This is a genomic window from Acinetobacter sp. AS5 (assembly GCF_048957595.1).
GTDB lineage: Bacteria > Pseudomonadota > Gammaproteobacteria > Pseudomonadales > Moraxellaceae > Acinetobacter.
The window spans coordinates 16,171-32,337 of sequence record NZ_JARDAL010000045.1 but is presented as its reverse complement, the minus strand read 5'-3'; the positions used below and the strand labels follow the sequence as shown (position 1 = coordinate 32,337).

Genomic DNA, 16,167 nt, shown 5'->3' with positions numbered 1-16,167 from the left:
CAAATTCAGCCTAAACAAAGTCATTATGAATCTCTCGAAGTAGATGAATTCTGGACTTTTGTTGGAAATAAAAATAATAAACAATGGCTTATTTACGCCTACCATCGAGAAACAGGTGAGATTGTTGCTTATGTTTGGGGTAAGAGAGATTTAGCTACAGTCCAAAGGTTGAAGACAAAGCTTAAACAATTAGGTATTCACTACACCCGAATTGCAAGTGATCATTGGGACAGTTTCATCACTGCTTTTAAAAACTGCAAGCAAAGTATTGGTAAGTTTTTTACTGTAGGAATTGAAGGTAATAATTGCAAAATAAGGCATCGAATAAGGCGTGGTTTTAGAAGAAGTTGTAATTTCTCCAAAAAGCTTGAAAACCATTTTAAAGCCTTCGACTTAACCTTCTTTTACATCAATAATGGCTTCATTTAATGTCAGCATACTTTTTAAAACACCACCCAGATCTTTAATCTGTTCCCACTGATCATCTTTTAATGCATAGCGTTTAGTCATGAAAAAATTATGAGGACCGGTAAGATTTTCTCAAGCTAATTGATGACACCTTAATTCAAAATAAAAAACGGTTTTAAATATTATTTCTATAAATTTCAATGTTACACTGACTTATAACAGGTTTTAATTGATTCCGCTTAGATGATATATGGGACCTAAAAAATTAACTAATTAACTTATGTCCATGAAAAATTATAAATAAATGGACATATATCAATGGTGTATGGTTGTTTTTTTATAATAAATAGCCTAAGTGATCGTTAGTGAATAGATGTTTTTTTTGGTGCGGTATAATTACCTGAAAATCCAGACATCAGTTATAAAATGAGATAAATTTTGAAGGACGCCAGCTTTAAACCGCAGCTTTCATTTTTTGTCTACATACAGCAGTCCAAGACGTTACCCAGTGTCACGTTACGGAACCGCACTCAGTGCGCTTGCCGGATTCAACAGTCTGGAGTTCTTAGTATATTGCCCTATAAAGCTCATTTTATTAAAGATAATCTTTAATAGTCAAAGGCATTCAAATGTATAGATAGGGACTGTGTCAGGAAATGTGCTAGTAGAGGTGGGCAATAATGTCTAGAATCAAGGTACGTGATTTTCTCAGTCGACTATTACGAATAGCCGCCGATTTTGTAGATGCCTTTTAATTAGATTAGACTGTCACCACTCTCCTAGACAAATTTAGTCTATTCTTTTTGCATAAATGAGAACATTATGAGTGGACAACGATATTCTCTCAGAATCACGTATCAATCATGCTGCTAAACATTCTCATTAAAACAAGGGAATGCATCTTTTTACTGATCTGTACCTTGTTTTCAATTTTCCTCTGTTCTTTAATTTAGTACTATCTTTATCACTTATGAGCACTCACTGGATTCACTGAATGAAGTATATGGAAATCAGAGATTTGATTGAGGCTGAATTGAAAAATTACAGTTCTAATCAAATAATTCCATCCGAACGGTACTTGGCATTAAAGTTTGACTGTTCAAGGGAAACAGTGCGTAAGGCCTATGAACAGCTTCGTGCCGAAGATAAAATTTTCAAACGGCAAAATCTCGGCTGGTTCGTGAGTAATAAAAAAATTCAATATTATCCAAACTCAATTGAAAATTTTCGTTCTTATATGAAGGCACAGGGTTTTAATGCCAGAACTGAACTGATCTCGACCAGACAGCTGCAGCGATTGGATCACAGTAATCTTTTTAGCGAAGAAAATCGTAAATTGGGCTTTATTGAAATTATCCGTTTACGTTATGCTGATGATGTACCAGTACTTCTAGAATATAATTATTTACCTGTTGCGCTGTTTCCAGATGTACTGAATTATAATGTGATTACTTCGGTCCAAGATGTCATTAAAAATCACTTTCATTATAATTACACGAGTAGTCAGTTAAAAATTAAAAATACCGGTGTGTCTCATTTTGAGAGCCAGCACTTAGGTATTCCTTTAAGTCAAACCGCCACTTATATTGAACGTATTTCAAAATCAGATGATCTAGTGATTGAATATGACATCGAAATCTGGTCACAGGACAAAATTGAAATGACCTTAGATATTCAAGCATAAGCTTATATTTATATCCTGCCCATTCAAATCCTAAGAAGTTAAATGGTTTTAGGATTTTTTTTATTTTCTTAGATTAGACCTCCTTCATAAATCATTCTTACTCAGTTGCAAATTATAAATTCCAGCAACTAGATTGAATCTCAAAAGGGGGGGGTTAGCTCTATTGCGATAACGTTCTGAAAGCATTTTGAAAGTTTTTAGACTGCCAAATACATACTTAATTTCTATTCTTCTTTATTGATTTCCTGATTATAGATTTTTAGTTCAGGATCCAGTTTACAGCGGCTTTTGGCCTCTAATGGCAACAGGGTATTGGGATACAAAGTATAAATCCTTTGATAACCTCTATCTGTAAGAACAAAGGCTCCTGAAGGGATCTGGTTTAAATTGTGTTTGAACAATTCTAAATCAAGCGTAATTCTCAGCATGACTTTCATATCAGGATGCCAATATCAGCAAATGCCAAGAAACTTAATCCAACATTAGGGGGTATTGGGAAGTGCGTTTGATTGAAGTTGAGCAGGAAGGGAAAATTAGACGTTATATCACTTTATTAATGAACCCAAAGACATAGCCACTGATAGGCTTGGCGAAGCTTTATGCTCAGCGCTGGGAAATAGAAATGTGTTACCCAGAAATCAAAAGTGATTTACAGGAGGGCAAGCATTTGAGGAACAAGCAACCTGATTTAGTTTGTCAATAATTATGGGGGGCTTTATTGCCTACAATATTCTAAGAAGACAAATGAAACATATGGCTCAACGTGCAAAATTCAGTCCTTTGAGAATCAGCTTTCATATTGCATCTATTGGCATTCTGAATATATTAAGATTCGACTCTTTAGACTCCGCAGGTAATTTACCTAAACATTTAGAAAGTTTACTGGAAAAATCTAAGAGATATGTTTTGCCTGAGAGGGGAGTGAGGAGTTGCCCACGAGTTGTGAAAGGGACACCACAGAAATACCCAAGAAAATGCCAGTCAATTTCTTAACTGACCGGCATTCTGATTTTCTTAAAAATCTTTTATAGCGAAGATAATTTAATGGCAAATTATAAAAAGAGCATAGCAATGGTCAACTGCGGTAATCCCCCCTACAATAAAATCCAAGAAGACATAAACAATATGAAACCAACTACGATGAAATGGATCGGCAATAATATTGAGTTAAATGACATGCAGGGTGTCCATACTTTCTTATTAAGTTTAGAAGAAGAAGGTGGTGTTGATTAATCGCAGTATGTCATGAGTCTTATACAGGACATCGCCCAGTACATAAGGTTAAGTTTGAAAAGAATTAGCACCTCCTCTGAGAGATTTTTCTTTACCAGCCCTGTTTTTGTAACATCTAGTAATTTTTTTGTAACCTTATTGTTACTTATTGTTCACTTTGTTTATTATATAAAAGATGAAAGGTGGAGAATTTAAGATGCTCACTAAGGTCGAAGCCATTGTGATTTTACTAATGGTAATTGCATTAATACTCATTATTTATGAAATGGGACAAGGACTTAATTGGACTTTATAAACGCTTTCTCAGTTTAAAAAAAGTCCTCAATTGATGGCATTAATTTATTTATCAGAAGTTTCAGAATTTTGATCTTATACTTGGCTGACTAAAGATGAATAATATCTATATTGGTGATATTGTTTACCTAGTTTACGGTAGTCATCCAATGATGGTTGAAAAATTGCAGGATAATTTAGCTACTTGTATATGGTTCAGTGATAAAAAACATTTTTTCCGTGAGAATTTTCCCTTAAATATCTTAATAAAAAAAACGTAATTCAACAAAATATACCTGGGCGAATTCAAAGCTCATAGTGTACAGGTCATTTCGACCATGGCATGTGTTACTGATCTGAACAATGAATCACTGGTAGAATTTGCTGCTGAGGAACATGGATTTAAAGAGCTACTTAGTGAAGTCATGAAAATGAATTACGGTGCATTTCAAAACTATGTTATCGCTTGAACTGAGGATCAGAAAGCTTGTTTGAATTGATGTATTTCATCCGCAGATTATGCGCGAATGCTAAGAAATCTGGAGTTCGAATATTAACCAAAAAGAAGATCATTTTCTGATTTATGCGAGAGATCTATTCTATTTTTATATTTATAAGGCTAAACTTGCCTTCAATTTAATACTGGTATGTACCACTTAATTTTAGGGCGTGTCTTCAATATTAAATGTATTTAAAAATACTGTTTGCTTGTTCGCCTAAACGATGATTTTCCATTATTAGATAATGATCTAGCTCAGGAATAGTGATGATGACCATAATTACTAATGATTTAGGTCATGGTATGGGCAATGCCTGGGAAAATAAAGACTGGGCACATATTTCTGATCCAGAATTACAAAGTCTGCAGCAGCAATATTCCTGTTTACAAGGTCATTTTGAGATTTTGTGGTATAGTCCCCGGCCATTTTCATCTGCGGCTCTGGTCAAGGTGGAGCAGGATTTTGTGATCAGGGATGAAGCAGTCGCGCATCAGTATTTGATTAAGCGCAGCCATTGTTCCTTTCGTCGTGCCCGCGATATTTTACAGGAGCATGCCGTTCTTCAGCATTTAGCTAGCAAAGAAATTCCTGTTGCAGCATTGATTAGCTCAAATCAAGGTCTGACCGCTTTAGAGCTAGGTGACTGGACCTATGAAGTCTATGCAAAAGCAGTCGGCTTAGATCTGTATGCAGATCAGCAATCCTGGAAACCTTTTTTCTATGCTGAACATGCTGCGAAAGCGGGGCAATTGCTGGCAAAGTTACATATGGCCATGCAGGATTTTCCCGAACAGCAGGGCAGATCAGCATCTTATTTGGTTTCCAATCAGCAGCTTTTAGACAGTGAAAATATCATTACAGCCATTCAACAGCGCATTGCAAACAGTTCAGAATTAAGCCGTTATTTTGCCGATAAAAATTTAGATCCTTACTTTTTAGATCGAATCTTACAGGTTCACCAGCGTATTCAGCCTGTATTGCAACAGGCAAGCAAAATTTGGACCCATAACGATTTACACGCTTCTAATCTGTTTTGGTCAGCGCCGGATGCCAAAGCTGAAATTACTGCCGTAATTGATTTTGGTTTATCTGACCGAAACTCTGCACTTTATGATCTGGCTGTGACGATTGAACGTAATTTCATTGATTGGTTGGAATTAGAGCAGAGCCCACATATTCAGATTGATGAAGCTGGTTTAACCGCCTTTCTATATGCTTATTTTTCTGAAGTACATCCACAAGAAGATTTTAGTATTTTGCCAGAACTACTGAAAATCGTGCATTTGGATTTCGCTTTTTCAGAGCTTGAGTATTTTGTTGGGATTACTCAAAACCAGCAACATGCAGATGCTGCTTATTACGACTGGATTATCGGTCATGTGGACTGGTTCTTTGGCGAACAAGGTCAACAATTTACCCAGACCTTAACCCGGCTCATTCAAGATGAATTGCAATCTTCTCAATGCTCTCTCTAAACCCAGCATCATCACCCACTTCACAGATATAAGGTTTCGTATGAACACTCGTCAACTCAAACAGAATGTATTAACTCGATCTTTAAATATGATCATTCTGTCGCAGCTGTGTTTAGCCCCGCTGACTTATGCTGAAGATGATGTTCGACAGCTTGACACGATTGTCATCAAAGCCGATCAAAGCATCCCTTACTCAAGTACCAAAGTGAATGTTGAGGGTTTTGCTACGGACAGTCTTCAAAAAATCCCTGCATCTGTCTCTGTCATCACAGCAGATCTCATCGCGGAACAGCATGCACGTGTACTGAGTGATGTTATAAAAAATGATGCAGCCATCGGTGATGGCTATGCCGCAATTGGCTATTATCCAAACTTTGTCTCTCGTGGCTTTGCACTCGATTTGGCATCTAGCTACCTCATTAATGGCAATGTGATTCGTGGTGAACAAAACGTCGCACTTGAAAATAAAGAACGTGTGGAAATTTTAAAAGGCATGTCCGCGATTCAAAGTGGGATGTCGACCCCGGGTGGGGTTGTGAATTATGTCACCAAGCGACCGAAAGATATTCAGGCACTGACATTCTCGGCCGATCAACACGGCCAGTTTTCAGTGGCAACTGATCTCGGTGGTTTTTTGGGTGATGAGCAACAATTCGGATATCGCATCAATCTGGTGAATGAACAGATGGAGTCTTATGTCGATCATGTCGATGGTGAACGCTATCTAGCGGCATTGGCCTTAGATTGGAAAACATCTGAGCAATCCAAATTAGAATTTGATCTTGAAGCACAGCGTTCCGAACAAAAATCAGTGCCAGGTTATCAATTACTGGATGGTAAAGTCCCAGAAAATGTGAAATGGGACCGATTGCTGGGTTATCAGACTTGGGGCAAACCGGTCACGATCGATAGTCTGAATAGCAGTTTAAAATATAGCTATGCATTGAATGATGACTGGAACTTGGGACTCGTCGCAGCCCACAGTAAATCCAGAGTTGATGACTATTCAAGCTTTGCTTATGGTTATTATCGGGAAGGCTGTCTGGAAGAGTATTCCTGTAACACGTTTGGTAAAGCTGGCGAGTATGATATTTACGATTATCAGAATCCAGATGAAACCTTTAAAACCAACCAATTTAAAGTCAAACTAGATGGGGTGATTGATACCAATTGGGCGCAACATTATCTACATTTTGATATTACACAAACCAATAAATCGCGAGATCGTTTTGCTGGTGTCAATGAATGGAAATGGATTGGTGTAGGTAATATTTATACAGAAACCATAGATTTTTCCCCAGTAACAGCGAATGCTGGACCAAAATATCAAGTACTTAAAAGTAAACAAACTGCATTTACAGCATTAGACCGTATTGAATGGAATAAACAGTGGTCTACTTTGATTGGCGGAAAATGGATTGAGCTTGATGAGCAAGCTTATGGTGAAGGTCAGGTAAAAGTACGCGATACCGATTTAGGCAAATTTTTACCGCAATTTGCGATCAGCTATAGCCCCTTGGAATCGACTACCGTCTATGCCTCGTATGCGAAAGGCTTGTCAGATGGAAAGACAGCACCTTTGTTTGCAGAGAATGCGGCTGAAACTCTAGCGCCGATCTATTCAGAGCAATATGAAATTGGCCTAAAACAACAGATCAAGCAGTTTTTATTGACTGCCTCGCTATTTGATTTACGCCAAGACAACCAATATAGCAAGCCGATTTCAGGACTTCGCTATTTTGTTGCGGAAGGCGAACAACATAGTCAGGGTCTGGAGCTCGGACTGAATGGTGCATTAACCGATCATCTGGCCTTAACTTCATCTTTAGCCTTGACTAAAGCCCGTTTAGAAAATGTAGAAGCGGTTGAATATGGCAATCATCAGGCGCAAAACGTGCCAAAAGTTCGTTTCGCAACACATCTTCGCTATAACGTACCGAGCATTGCAGGTTTCACTGTTCTGGCAGGTGGTCAATACAGTTCCAGCAAATATGCCAACAAAGAGGGTGCTGCGAAAGTCGCAGGTTATAGTGTGGTTGATTTAGGCGCTGCTTATCAATTTAAACTAAATACGACCGATGCATTGCTACGCTTGAATATTAATAATCTGTTCAACAAGAAATACTGGCGTGATGCAGGTGAATTTTTGGGTGACGATTATTTATTCTTGGGTTCGCCGCGTACAGCAACCTTGTCATTCAATCTGAACTTCTAAATTGGCTGCTTAATCAGGTTATATTGTTATGGAAAATATAGAAATTGCAGCGTTCATTTTAAACGTTTTAGGTGTCTGGCTGACCTCCAAACAATATAAAGTCTGCTGGTTGGTGAATATTGTCGCTGTATTTTTATATATGATTATTTTTTATCGTGTCAATTTATTTGCAGACGCAGCATTACAAGCCGTATTTATCTTGATGCAACTGTATGGCTGGTATAGCTGGTCGAAGAAAAATCATGACCAGGCTATCACCGTGCAGATTGGCTATTTGAATAAAAAAATCTGGGTATATAGCCTGATTGTGGGTATTGTCGCCGGTCTGGTGATTGGCGCCTTATTTGCTCATTTCACCACAGCATCACTCCCTTGGTTGGATTCCATGTTGGCTTCTTTTAGCTTGGTGGCAAGTTATTGGGCGGCAAAAAAATATATTGAAAGCTGGGGATTATGGTGTGTGTTAGATGTGATTTATGTCGGCATGTATAGCTATAAGTCATTGTATTTAACCGCCGTGCTTTATTTTATTTTTATTCTTCTGGCACTCAATGGCTGGAGAATGTGGCGAAATCTTTATAGAGTGAAATTATCTTGAAATGACACTATTGCAAATAGAAATTTGAGGTGATGCTCTTTCCTTTAAAAAAAGTATTTATAGACTAAAAACTTTATTTGAATTGGCCGCAGCTTGAAGATGTTGCTGATATTTTGTGAAAGCTAGCTACCATACATTCAAAGCGAACCGAAGTTCGCTTTGAATGTATTTCACTTCTTAAAAGAACCCGGCTGGTTTGGTCGAATAGCTGACTAGCAAGTTTTTAGTCTGCTGATAATGATCCAGCATCATTCTATGATTCTCACGCCCAATCCCTGATTTTTTATAACCACCGAAAGCCGCATGGGCAGGGTAGATGTGATAACAGTTAGTCCAGACCCGACCTGCCTGAATAGCACGGCCTGCACGGTAAGAGGTATGCGCTGAGCGTGACCAGACACCGGCACCGAGTCCATAAATCGTATCATTGGCGATCTTGATCGCATCATCAAAGTCTTTAAAGGTGGTCACAGCCAATACAGGCCCGAAGATTTCATCCTGGAAGGTCTTCATGTCATTGGTGCCTTTAAAGATAGTCGGCTCAATATAGAAACCTTGACCCACTTCCTGACGTGCTTCACCACCAGTCAGGATCTGTGCGCCTTCTTCACGACCAGTGGCAATACAGCCCAGAATCTTGTCCTGCTGTTCCTGTGAGGCTTGCGCGCCAATCATGGTGTCAGTATCCAGCGGATGCCCGGTTTTAATCCGTTTCACCCGTTCAACGGCACGCGCCAGAAATTCGTCAGCAATACTTTCCTGGATCAGCGCACGCGATGGACAGGTGCAGATTTCACCCTGGTTCAGGGCAAACATGGCAAAACCTTCCAGCGCTTTGTCCAGATAATCGTCTTCCTGATCCATAATGTCGGCAAAGAACAAGTTTGGTGATTTACCGCCAAGTTCCAGAGTCACCGGAATAATATTTTCAGTCGCATATTGCATGATCATCTGACCCACTGCGGTGGAACCGGTAAAGGCAATCTTGGAAATACGGGGATTGGTCGCCAGTGGACGGCCGACTTCGACCCCGTAGCCATTGACGATGTTCAACACGCCCGGTGGCAAAATATCCTGAATCAGTTCAGCCAGCACCAGAATGCTGACCGGAGTCTGTTCTGCAGGTTTCAACACAATGCAGTTGCCCGCAGCCAGGGCAGGTGCCAGTTTCCAGACAGCCATCAGAATCGGAAAGTTCCACGGGATAATCTGACCCACGACGCCCAACGGCTCATGAAAATGATAAGCAATCGTATCTTCATCAATTTCGGAAATGCCGCCTTCCTGCGCACGAATACAGCCGGCAAAATAACGGAAATGGTCAATAGCCAGCGGAATATCGGCAGCCAGCGTTTCACGGATCGGTTTGCCGTTATCCCAGGTTTCTGCCACTGCCAGCAGTTCCAGATTTTGTTCCAGACGATCGGCAATTTTCAACAGAATATTGGAGCGGGTGGTCGGCGATGCTCTGTTCCATTGTTCTTTGGCTTTGTGCGCTGCATCCAGGGCCAATTCAATGTCTTCTACAGAAGAACGCGGAACCTTGGTAAAGACTTTGCCATCTACCGGAGAGATGTTGTCAAAGTATTCACCTTTGACCGGAGCGACCCATTCGCCGCCAATAAAATTCTCGTATTGTGCTTTAAAATGAACTTTTGAATCAGGTTGATTAGGATCGACGTAACGCATATTTATTTCCTTTGCTTATTTTCGTATGGCAAAACCGCTTCTACAGCTTTGGTATAAGGTACTTCTGTACCTTATTTGATTAATATAACTGGTATAAGGTTGGAAAAAGGTTGGGGCTAGCATGTTCACGATATTTTCATCCATTTTAAAAAAATAACGATTACAGCGGATGTAAATCATGAATTGTTGTGAGAATAAGGAATGATGACAAAACAAGATTTGATGGAAAAAAGGCACAATACTGATCAGCTTCGGCAAAACAGCAGTTTGTCTCCCTTACATGCAGAACAGCTGGGACAGAGTATTGCCAGCTCCTGGCAACGTTCATCCTCGGCTGAAATCCCGAAGAATCGTTTAGCAGCACCGCTGACGGATTTAAAAAAGACCACTTCTTCCTCAACTTTAGCCCAAGCCCTGCAACATTGTGCTCAGGATTTAAAACATATTGCCGAGCAATCTTCTATGGTGCTGGCGGTCGGAGATATCGGCAGCACCATCATTTGGGCAGCTTCTAGCCCACAAATGCAAAGTGCCGCAGAAAGTGTACATTTTATTGAAGGTGGGCAATGGCGCGAAGAGCTAGTCGGAACCAATGCATTGGCATTATCCTTAAAAACTCAACAATCCAGCTGTGTCTTTTCCAGTGAACATTACATGTCCTCCATTCATGATTGGGTTTGTTACGCTGCCCCGATTATTGATCCCTATTCAAAACAGGTCTTAGGTGTCATTGATCTGTCGACTACCTGGCCAAAGCATAACAGTTTAGCACTACTAGCTGCGGAGCGCTGTGCTACGATCATCCAGTCGGCTCTACTAGAATGCCAGAAGCAGCGCCTGTTTATTCGAGCTTTTTCAGTACCTCAAGTGCTGTTTAATGGCAAGATGCTGGTTCTGACTCCTCGACAGATTGAAATTCTGACCATTCTAGCCTTATGTCCGCAGGGTCTGAGTCTAGATACATTGCATCAAGCCTTATATGGCGAGCGCAAGGTCAGTATGGGTACTTTAAAAGCAGAAATGTCACAATTACGCGATTTATTAGGTGGTATGCTGGGTTCCAGACCCTATCGTTTATTGGCGCATGTAGAGGCTGATTTTTTAATGACAGAGCAATCTTTAGATGCTGGGTATATCGATTCAGCCTTGAAATTATGTACCGGCGTATTTCTGGCCAAAACAGAAAGTCCATTTCTATGCGCTTGGAGAGATTGTCTGGAATCACGCCTGAGCGATGCCATTTTCAAGGCTAATGAAACCGATGTCTTGCTGAAACATGTGGCACATTTTCCTGAAGCGATTGATGCTGTAGAACGCCTGATTGAACTGATGCCCAAAAACCATCCCGTTCATCAGACTCTGTTAAAATATAAAAATCTTTAAAGCTGATGTAACTGTCGGTACAAAGCTAAACAGTTAAAATAGGAATATTCTGGAATATTAAGTATTATCCTTGCTTACTGTGAGTTTACTTATTAATTTAGACTGAACCTGATCCTAAAATTTTTATCAGTGGCTACCCAGTTTGCTGTTTGCCTAGATGCTTGATATCAGCTACGCTCACCTTCATGTCATTTGAAGGACGCGCAGTTTATTCCTCAGGGATCAAATATAATCGTAAGATAATACGCTATGAAATTTTATTTATGGCTAGAACGGGCTAAAAAAATAGTGGCATTTTTCTACCATGGGATTAATGTCGATATTAATAATGAAGGGGACTTCATAAAAAAGAAACACCCCCCGCTTTTATCCTCTTATGAAGGCAAAAGGATCAGCCAGGAACAGGAAAATGCATGTCTGCTCTTGGCACACTTCCTCAGGAAGTGAAACAGGGGCTGTTAAAAATGTAAGTCAGATACTTGGAGAGAATACTTACATTGAGGTACTACATCGCCGCTTTAAAAATATCTACCACTTGGGCATGGTTGGCTTTACGTGGATTGGTCAACATGCAGGCATCTTTTTGTGCATTTTCCGCCATGATGGCCAAGTCAGCTTCTTTTACATTCAATTCCGTCAGCCCAGATGGAATACCAATTGAAGCCGAAAGCTGACGAATGGCGCCAATCGCTTCATAAGCTGCTTCAGTTACGGTTAAGCCTTCTGTATTCACCCCCATCAATTGGGCAATTTTGGCATAACGTTCAGGACAAGCAATCAGGTTAAATTCACAAACATGGGGGAGCAGAATTGCATTACAAACACCATGCGGCAAGTTGTAGAAGCCTCCGAGCTGATGTGCCATCGCATGCACATATCCTAAAGAGGCGTTATTAAAGGCCATTCCGGCAAGATATTGAGCATAGCTCATGGCATCCCGTGCTTCTAGATTATCCCCATTCGCCACTGCGGGACTGAGCCATTCACTGATCATGGTGATCGCCTTTTCTGCACAGGCATCAGTGATGGGATTAGCAGCCGTAGATACATAGGCCTCGACCGCATGTGTCAGAGCATCCATCCCTGTTGCCGCAGTCAGGCCGGCAGGTTTGGCCAACATCAGTTTAGGGTCATCAATCGCAATGAGTGGTGTGCAACGCCAATCTACAATCGCCATTTTCACATGGGTATCGGTATTGGTAATGATACAGAAACGTGTCATCTCCGAAGCCGTCCCTGCCGTGGTATTGATTGCAATCAGTGGTGTCATCGGAACGGTACTTTTATCAATCCCTTCATAATCACGGATATGTCCGCCACCTGCAGTGACCAGACCGATGCCTTTGGCACAGTCATGTGATGAGCCCCCACCTAACGATACAATAAAATCACAGGCATTTTCATTATAAGCTTCAACTCCATGATGCACGTTAATATCAGTTGGATTGGGTTCCGCACCTGGGAAAATATAACTGTCAACACCTGCCTCTTTCAAATAATCTGCAATATCATCTGCAACACCAAATTTAAACAGGCCAGCATCAGTTACAATCAGTGCTTTCTTGGCGCCTAAATTTTGTGCTTTGATCCCGATTTCTTTAGCACAGCCCGGACCAAAAAGTGAAACACAGGGAATATAAAAACCGTTAGTTTGATCTGAAATATTTTTAAAAGCCATGGCGTGATTCCTTCTACCATTCATTGATTATTTTATCGGTGACCCTCACCGTAATATAAGTATTGGATGAAGTTAAAAAGAATCCTACCTACCAAATACCTACCAATTTAAATTTCTGATTCTAGCCAAAATAATGAATCTGAAATATTTAAAAGTAGGTTGCCAAGGTTTAGCAGATACTGGGTAGATTGGTTCAATAGAGGGCATGTAAGTAGCGCACTAGGCTGTTTACTACTTTCTGATTTTAAATAAATACTAAAATGCTTTATTCATTTTTAAGATAAAGATAAAAAGTACAGGGCTTAGAAATACCCATAGAGCCACAAAGCTAATACTGTAGCTAAACCGGGTCCGTAATAAAACCATTACGACGAATAAGAAAATACCTGCAGCGAACTTAGTGTACGTAGGAAAATTCGCTAAAAAAGCGTACCGAGATTTTCGGGTTTTTAGGATCTGCTTTTCACTCACCGCATAAAAACCAAAACAGCTTAGCCATAAAAGCCCCATGATTGCGATCCATATCATATGGAAGACTCCTGCTGTACGGCTTTCAGTTTGGTCTGGATTTTCTTAATAGCCTTTTGCTGAATGGGCGTAATTTTCTGGTGTAACAATAGGGCGAGAAGTGCCAAGGTCCATAACATCAGATCAATACGCAAAAAAGGCCAATAAGTCGCAAAAGAATCAACATATTGCTGGGAAACTAAATAATAAATATCAATCAGGGGAATTATAAAGGCAGTACCAATCAGGATTTTAAGCTGAATTTTCCATAAATATTGCTGCGGTGTTAAACATGCCAGAATGAAACTGCCGAGCCAAATACTGAAAAAACTATAAATCTCATAATTTGGTGCACCTACAGGGATGCTGATAAAACGATTCGCATAGAGATAAGCCAGCATGGCAATCGGCAAGCCAAGTATCATGGTGATATTCAAGCGGTTCACCAAATAATGTCCGAGATGAAACCGCGCTGATTTTTTCTGCATCTGGCGTTTCAGACTCCACAGCAGCAGACCGGAGGCAATCATGGTGCAGCCCAATATGCCAGAGAAAAACAATCCTAAACGTAAAGCAGGTTCAGCAAAACGTGCCATATGCAAACCATACATGCCGGCATTGAGTGTGGCAATTGCACTTTCATTGCGTGTACTTTCAAGCAATTTTCCGGTAGCTGCATTTAAAATAAGCTGTGCCTGATTTCGGGTAATGGAATGATCTTGGAGTTGGGTTAATGTTATTTGTGCCAGCTGGGTATTGGGCTGCTTGACCGTGATATTGTCAAATTCCGCATATCCCCAGTGTTGCTGTGCCGTGGTGATAAAATGTTGAATTGGCAGCATCTGGGTTTTCACAGGAACTGAGGGGGTGGCTGATGTATTGATTGTGCGAATTTCTTCAAAATATTGAAAGGGATTGTCTGGATAAAGCTTTTTCATACCGGAAGGCAGCACGATATAAAAGAAAATCGCCAGCCCGGTAAATGTCATGGTCAAAAAGAACGGCAGGGCAATCACTGAACTGACATTATGAAAATCCAGATAGGAGCGCTGCCCCTTAAATGCTCTTAAGGTAAAAAAGTCTGTCAGGATTTTTTTATGGGTAATGATTCCTGAAATCAGAGTCAATAACATGATAAAGGCAGCGACCGTCACAATGAGGCGACCGATGGTGTAGGGCATACCATAGAGCTGAAAATGAAAATTATAGAAAAAATCTCCCCCTTGTGTGGCTGAAAGCTGTAATTCTTTTCCTGTCGAAGCATTCAGGGTTTTGACTTCATAGCCACCATCCGCTTTTTGCCAGTAGACTTTATTCACCGGTGAGTCTTGATTGGCGACTACGATATACCAGTTTTGGGCGTCCGGTGCATGCTGCTGTAAATAGCTGTAAGCAGATTTTAAGGCAGTTTCCTGATTGACTTGCATTGTGGCAAATTCAGGCTGCATCCATAGACTGATTTCATGTCGGTAATAGGTGACCGCGCCTGTTAAAAAGATCGCAAAGAGTAACCAGCCAAAGCTTAAACCCAGCCATGAATGTAAACATGCCATGGATTGACGGACAGATTTATGCATGGTTTAACCTATGAAGCGGGAGAAGAGAAATAAAATAAGTAAAGGAATCAGGCTATAGATAGAAAGCTTTTTTAAACTTTGGATACAGAAGATTCCAATCACAAAACAAACATAAAAAATCAGGGCAGTAAATGCAGCCAAATAGACAGACTCAGCTTTAGGCAAATAAGCTTGTAAAAAGTAAGCCAGATCGAGTGCGATTAAATAACTGCACAAGTAGCCAATGCCAAAGGTCATGCCTAAGCGATAGAGAATGGCAAGTGGCTGCACTACAATAGACATCATATTTGGCCTTGAATAAATCTATACTGATGAAAATCTAAAAACTTAATAAACAAAACTTAAAGTCGTTACCAGATACTGTTTTTTATAGGCCTGCTGATTCAATTTTCCTGCCTTGTCTGCTTCTTTGCCAACTTCAATGACATATTGACCTTTCCATGGCGTGGCGATCGTAATCTGGCCTTGGCCGTTGGTAGTGTATTTTTTTAGCCAGAATTGCGGGGAAAAGACTGTGACTTCAACATCCGCAGCAGCTTTACCCTGATACAGTACCGTAAATGTATTGCTGTTGATCTGAGTCGGGACAATATCTAGTTCTGACTCTGCTTTCAAGTTTTGTCTGCCGGATTTGGCATGATAGCTCAACAATGATTCTCCATAGATCAATTCATGACTGAGCTGGACATCTGTCTGGCCTTGGGTCGCATAAAGCAAATGATCTTGTTGCATTTGAGGACTAAAGCTTTTTCTAGACTGAACGGCCTTTGCTTGATTAAAAGACTTCAAGGCACCTTGCTGCGTTTCTTTAAGCTGTTCACTATATTCACCAAAGAACGCATGAGTCTGCTGATTTGTGCCACGTTCCAGCCAAAGCATATGCGCCTGAGCTGAAAGTGTCATAGACAGTCCGAGGGTCAGAGCGATCATTTTTTTCATTTGTTTTA

The 16,167-nt window shown here is 40.4% G+C and carries 14 protein-coding genes and 2 pseudogenes; 9 read left to right on the top strand and 7 right to left on the bottom strand.

All coding sequences use genetic code 11. The features are described from left to right. Together PV763_RS13875 and PV763_RS13870 are read left to right on the top strand one after the other, a co-directional pair. Nucleotides 1–429, top strand: a pseudogene (locus PV763_RS13875) (IS1-like element ISPa14 family transposase); the annotation flags it as partial. Between the two features lie 973 nt (nucleotides 430–1,402). Further along, complete coding sequence (locus PV763_RS13870; RefSeq protein ID WP_004281969.1) at nucleotides 1,403–2,092, top strand: GntR family transcriptional regulator; 690 nt, start codon at nucleotides 1,403–1,405, stop codon at nucleotides 2,090–2,092. A gap of 224 nt (nucleotides 2,093–2,316) precedes the next feature. On the opposite strand, the gene PV763_RS13865 is transcribed toward PV763_RS13870, so the two are convergent. Beyond that, the gene (locus PV763_RS13865; RefSeq protein ID WP_004812056.1) at nucleotides 2,317–2,529 is read right to left on the bottom strand and encodes a hypothetical protein; all 213 of its coding nucleotides are present in this window, start codon (nucleotides 2,527–2,529) and stop codon (nucleotides 2,317–2,319) included. Between PV763_RS13865 and PV763_RS13860 the strand changes: the two are divergent. The 6 genes and pseudogenes from PV763_RS13860 to pnuC form a co-directional block, all read left to right on the top strand. Further along, nucleotides 2,500–3,085 (top strand): annotated as a pseudogene (locus PV763_RS13860) (DDE transposase); the annotation flags it as partial. The gene PV763_RS13865 and the pseudogene PV763_RS13860 sit on opposite strands and share 30 nt — an antisense overlap. Before the next feature lie 51 nt (nucleotides 3,086–3,136). Beyond that, the gene (locus PV763_RS13855) at nucleotides 3,137–3,325 is read left to right on the top strand and encodes a hypothetical protein (protein ID WP_167367475.1); all 189 of its coding nucleotides are present in this window, start codon (nucleotides 3,137–3,139) and stop codon (nucleotides 3,323–3,325) included. A 611-nt stretch (nucleotides 3,326–3,936) separates the two neighbouring features. After that, complete coding sequence (locus PV763_RS13850; protein WP_005100775.1) at nucleotides 3,937–4,068, top strand: hypothetical protein; 132 nt, start codon at nucleotides 3,937–3,939, stop codon at nucleotides 4,066–4,068. 299 nt (nucleotides 4,069–4,367) lie between these two features. Next, entirely contained in the window at nucleotides 4,368–5,573 is a 1,206-nt protein-coding gene (locus tag PV763_RS13845) for a phosphotransferase enzyme family protein (protein WP_420938048.1), read from the top strand. 40 nt (nucleotides 5,574–5,613) lie between these two features. Next, entirely contained in the window at nucleotides 5,614–7,788 is a 2,175-nt protein-coding gene (locus PV763_RS13840) for a TonB-dependent siderophore receptor (protein ID WP_420938047.1), read from the top strand. A 28-nt stretch (nucleotides 7,789–7,816) separates the two neighbouring features. After that, nucleotides 7,817–8,386, top strand: a complete 570-nt coding sequence (gene pnuC / locus PV763_RS13835) for a nicotinamide riboside transporter PnuC (RefSeq protein ID WP_004281962.1) — start codon at nucleotides 7,817–7,819, stop codon at nucleotides 8,384–8,386. Nucleotides 8,387–8,563: 177 nt separating this feature from the next. Here pnuC and PV763_RS13830 read toward each other — a convergent pair whose 3' ends face one another. Continuing rightward, nucleotides 8,564–10,075, bottom strand: a complete 1,512-nt coding sequence (locus tag PV763_RS13830) for an aldehyde dehydrogenase family protein (protein ID WP_005093765.1) — start codon at nucleotides 10,073–10,075, stop codon at nucleotides 8,564–8,566. Between the two features lie 201 nt (nucleotides 10,076–10,276). Here PV763_RS13830 and PV763_RS13825 point away from each other — a divergent pair, with 201 nt between their 5' ends. Then, nucleotides 10,277–11,458, top strand: coding sequence for a helix-turn-helix domain-containing protein (locus PV763_RS13825; protein ID WP_004647792.1), 1,182 nt, complete (start codon nucleotides 10,277–10,279; stop codon nucleotides 11,456–11,458). A gap of 505 nt (nucleotides 11,459–11,963) precedes the next feature. Here the strand turns inward: PV763_RS13825 and mdh are convergent. The 5 genes from mdh to PV763_RS13800 form a co-directional block, all read right to left on the bottom strand. Then, on the bottom strand, nucleotides 11,964–13,136 hold the full coding sequence (gene mdh / locus PV763_RS13820) for an iron-dependent methanol dehydrogenase (protein WP_420938046.1): 1,173 nt from the start codon (nucleotides 13,134–13,136) through the stop codon (nucleotides 11,964–11,966). Between the two features lie 255 nt (nucleotides 13,137–13,391). Beyond that, a complete protein-coding gene (locus PV763_RS13815) occupies nucleotides 13,392–13,664 on the bottom strand; it encodes a hypothetical protein (RefSeq protein WP_420938045.1) in 273 nt (90 codons plus the stop codon). Then, nucleotides 13,661–15,220 carry a PepSY-associated TM helix domain-containing protein gene (locus PV763_RS13810; RefSeq protein ID WP_420938044.1) on the bottom strand — a complete coding sequence of 520 codons (1,560 nt, stop codon included), beginning with the start codon at nucleotides 15,218–15,220 and terminating at the stop codon, nucleotides 13,661–13,663. Before PV763_RS13810 ends, PV763_RS13815 begins: the two co-directional genes overlap by 4 nt. 3 nt (nucleotides 15,221–15,223) lie before the next feature. Next, entirely contained in the window at nucleotides 15,224–15,505 is a 282-nt protein-coding gene (locus PV763_RS13805; RefSeq protein ID WP_311204716.1) for a hypothetical protein, read from the bottom strand. A 42-nt stretch (nucleotides 15,506–15,547) separates the two neighbouring features. Further along, entirely contained in the window at nucleotides 15,548–16,159 is a 612-nt protein-coding gene (locus PV763_RS13800; protein ID WP_004733134.1) for a DUF4198 domain-containing protein, read from the bottom strand. Nucleotides 16,160–16,167: the final 8 nt, after the last annotated feature.

Bases quoted from the DNA above. Each gene is read 5' to 3' on its own strand.
- PV763_RS13805 (WP_311204716.1), bottom strand. From the start codon at position 15,505: ATGATGTCTATTGTAGTGCAGCCACTTGCCATTCTCTATCGCTTAGGC.
- PV763_RS13850 (WP_005100775.1), top strand. From the start codon at position 3,937: ATGGCATGTGTTACTGATCTGAACAATGAATCACTGGTAGAATTTGCT.
- PV763_RS13845 (WP_420938048.1), top strand. From the start codon at position 4,368: ATGACCATAATTACTAATGATTTAGGTCATGGTATGGGCAATGCCTGG.
- PV763_RS13815 (WP_420938045.1), bottom strand. From the start codon at position 13,664: ATGATATGGATCGCAATCATGGGGCTTTTATGGCTAAGCTGTTTTGGT.
- mdh (WP_420938046.1), bottom strand. From the start codon at position 13,136: ATGGCTTTTAAAAATATTTCAGATCAAACTAACGGTTTTTATATTCCC.
- PV763_RS13855 (WP_167367475.1), top strand. From the start codon at position 3,137: ATGGCAAATTATAAAAAGAGCATAGCAATGGTCAACTGCGGTAATCCC.
- pnuC (WP_004281962.1), top strand. From the start codon at position 7,817: ATGGAAAATATAGAAATTGCAGCGTTCATTTTAAACGTTTTAGGTGTC.
- PV763_RS13800 (WP_004733134.1), bottom strand. From the start codon at position 16,159: ATGAAAAAAATGATCGCTCTGACCCTCGGACTGTCTATGACACTTTCA.
- PV763_RS13810 (WP_420938044.1), bottom strand. From the start codon at position 15,220: ATGCATAAATCTGTCCGTCAATCCATGGCATGTTTACATTCATGGCTG.
- PV763_RS13830 (WP_005093765.1), bottom strand. From the start codon at position 10,075: ATGCGTTACGTCGATCCTAATCAACCTGATTCAAAAGTTCATTTTAAA.
- PV763_RS13870 (WP_004281969.1), top strand. From the start codon at position 1,403: ATGAAGTATATGGAAATCAGAGATTTGATTGAGGCTGAATTGAAAAAT.
- PV763_RS13825 (WP_004647792.1), top strand. From the start codon at position 10,277: ATGATGACAAAACAAGATTTGATGGAAAAAAGGCACAATACTGATCAG.
- PV763_RS13840 (WP_420938047.1), top strand. From the start codon at position 5,614: ATGAACACTCGTCAACTCAAACAGAATGTATTAACTCGATCTTTAAAT.
- PV763_RS13865 (WP_004812056.1), bottom strand. From the start codon at position 2,529: ATGAAAGTCATGCTGAGAATTACGCTTGATTTAGAATTGTTCAAACAC.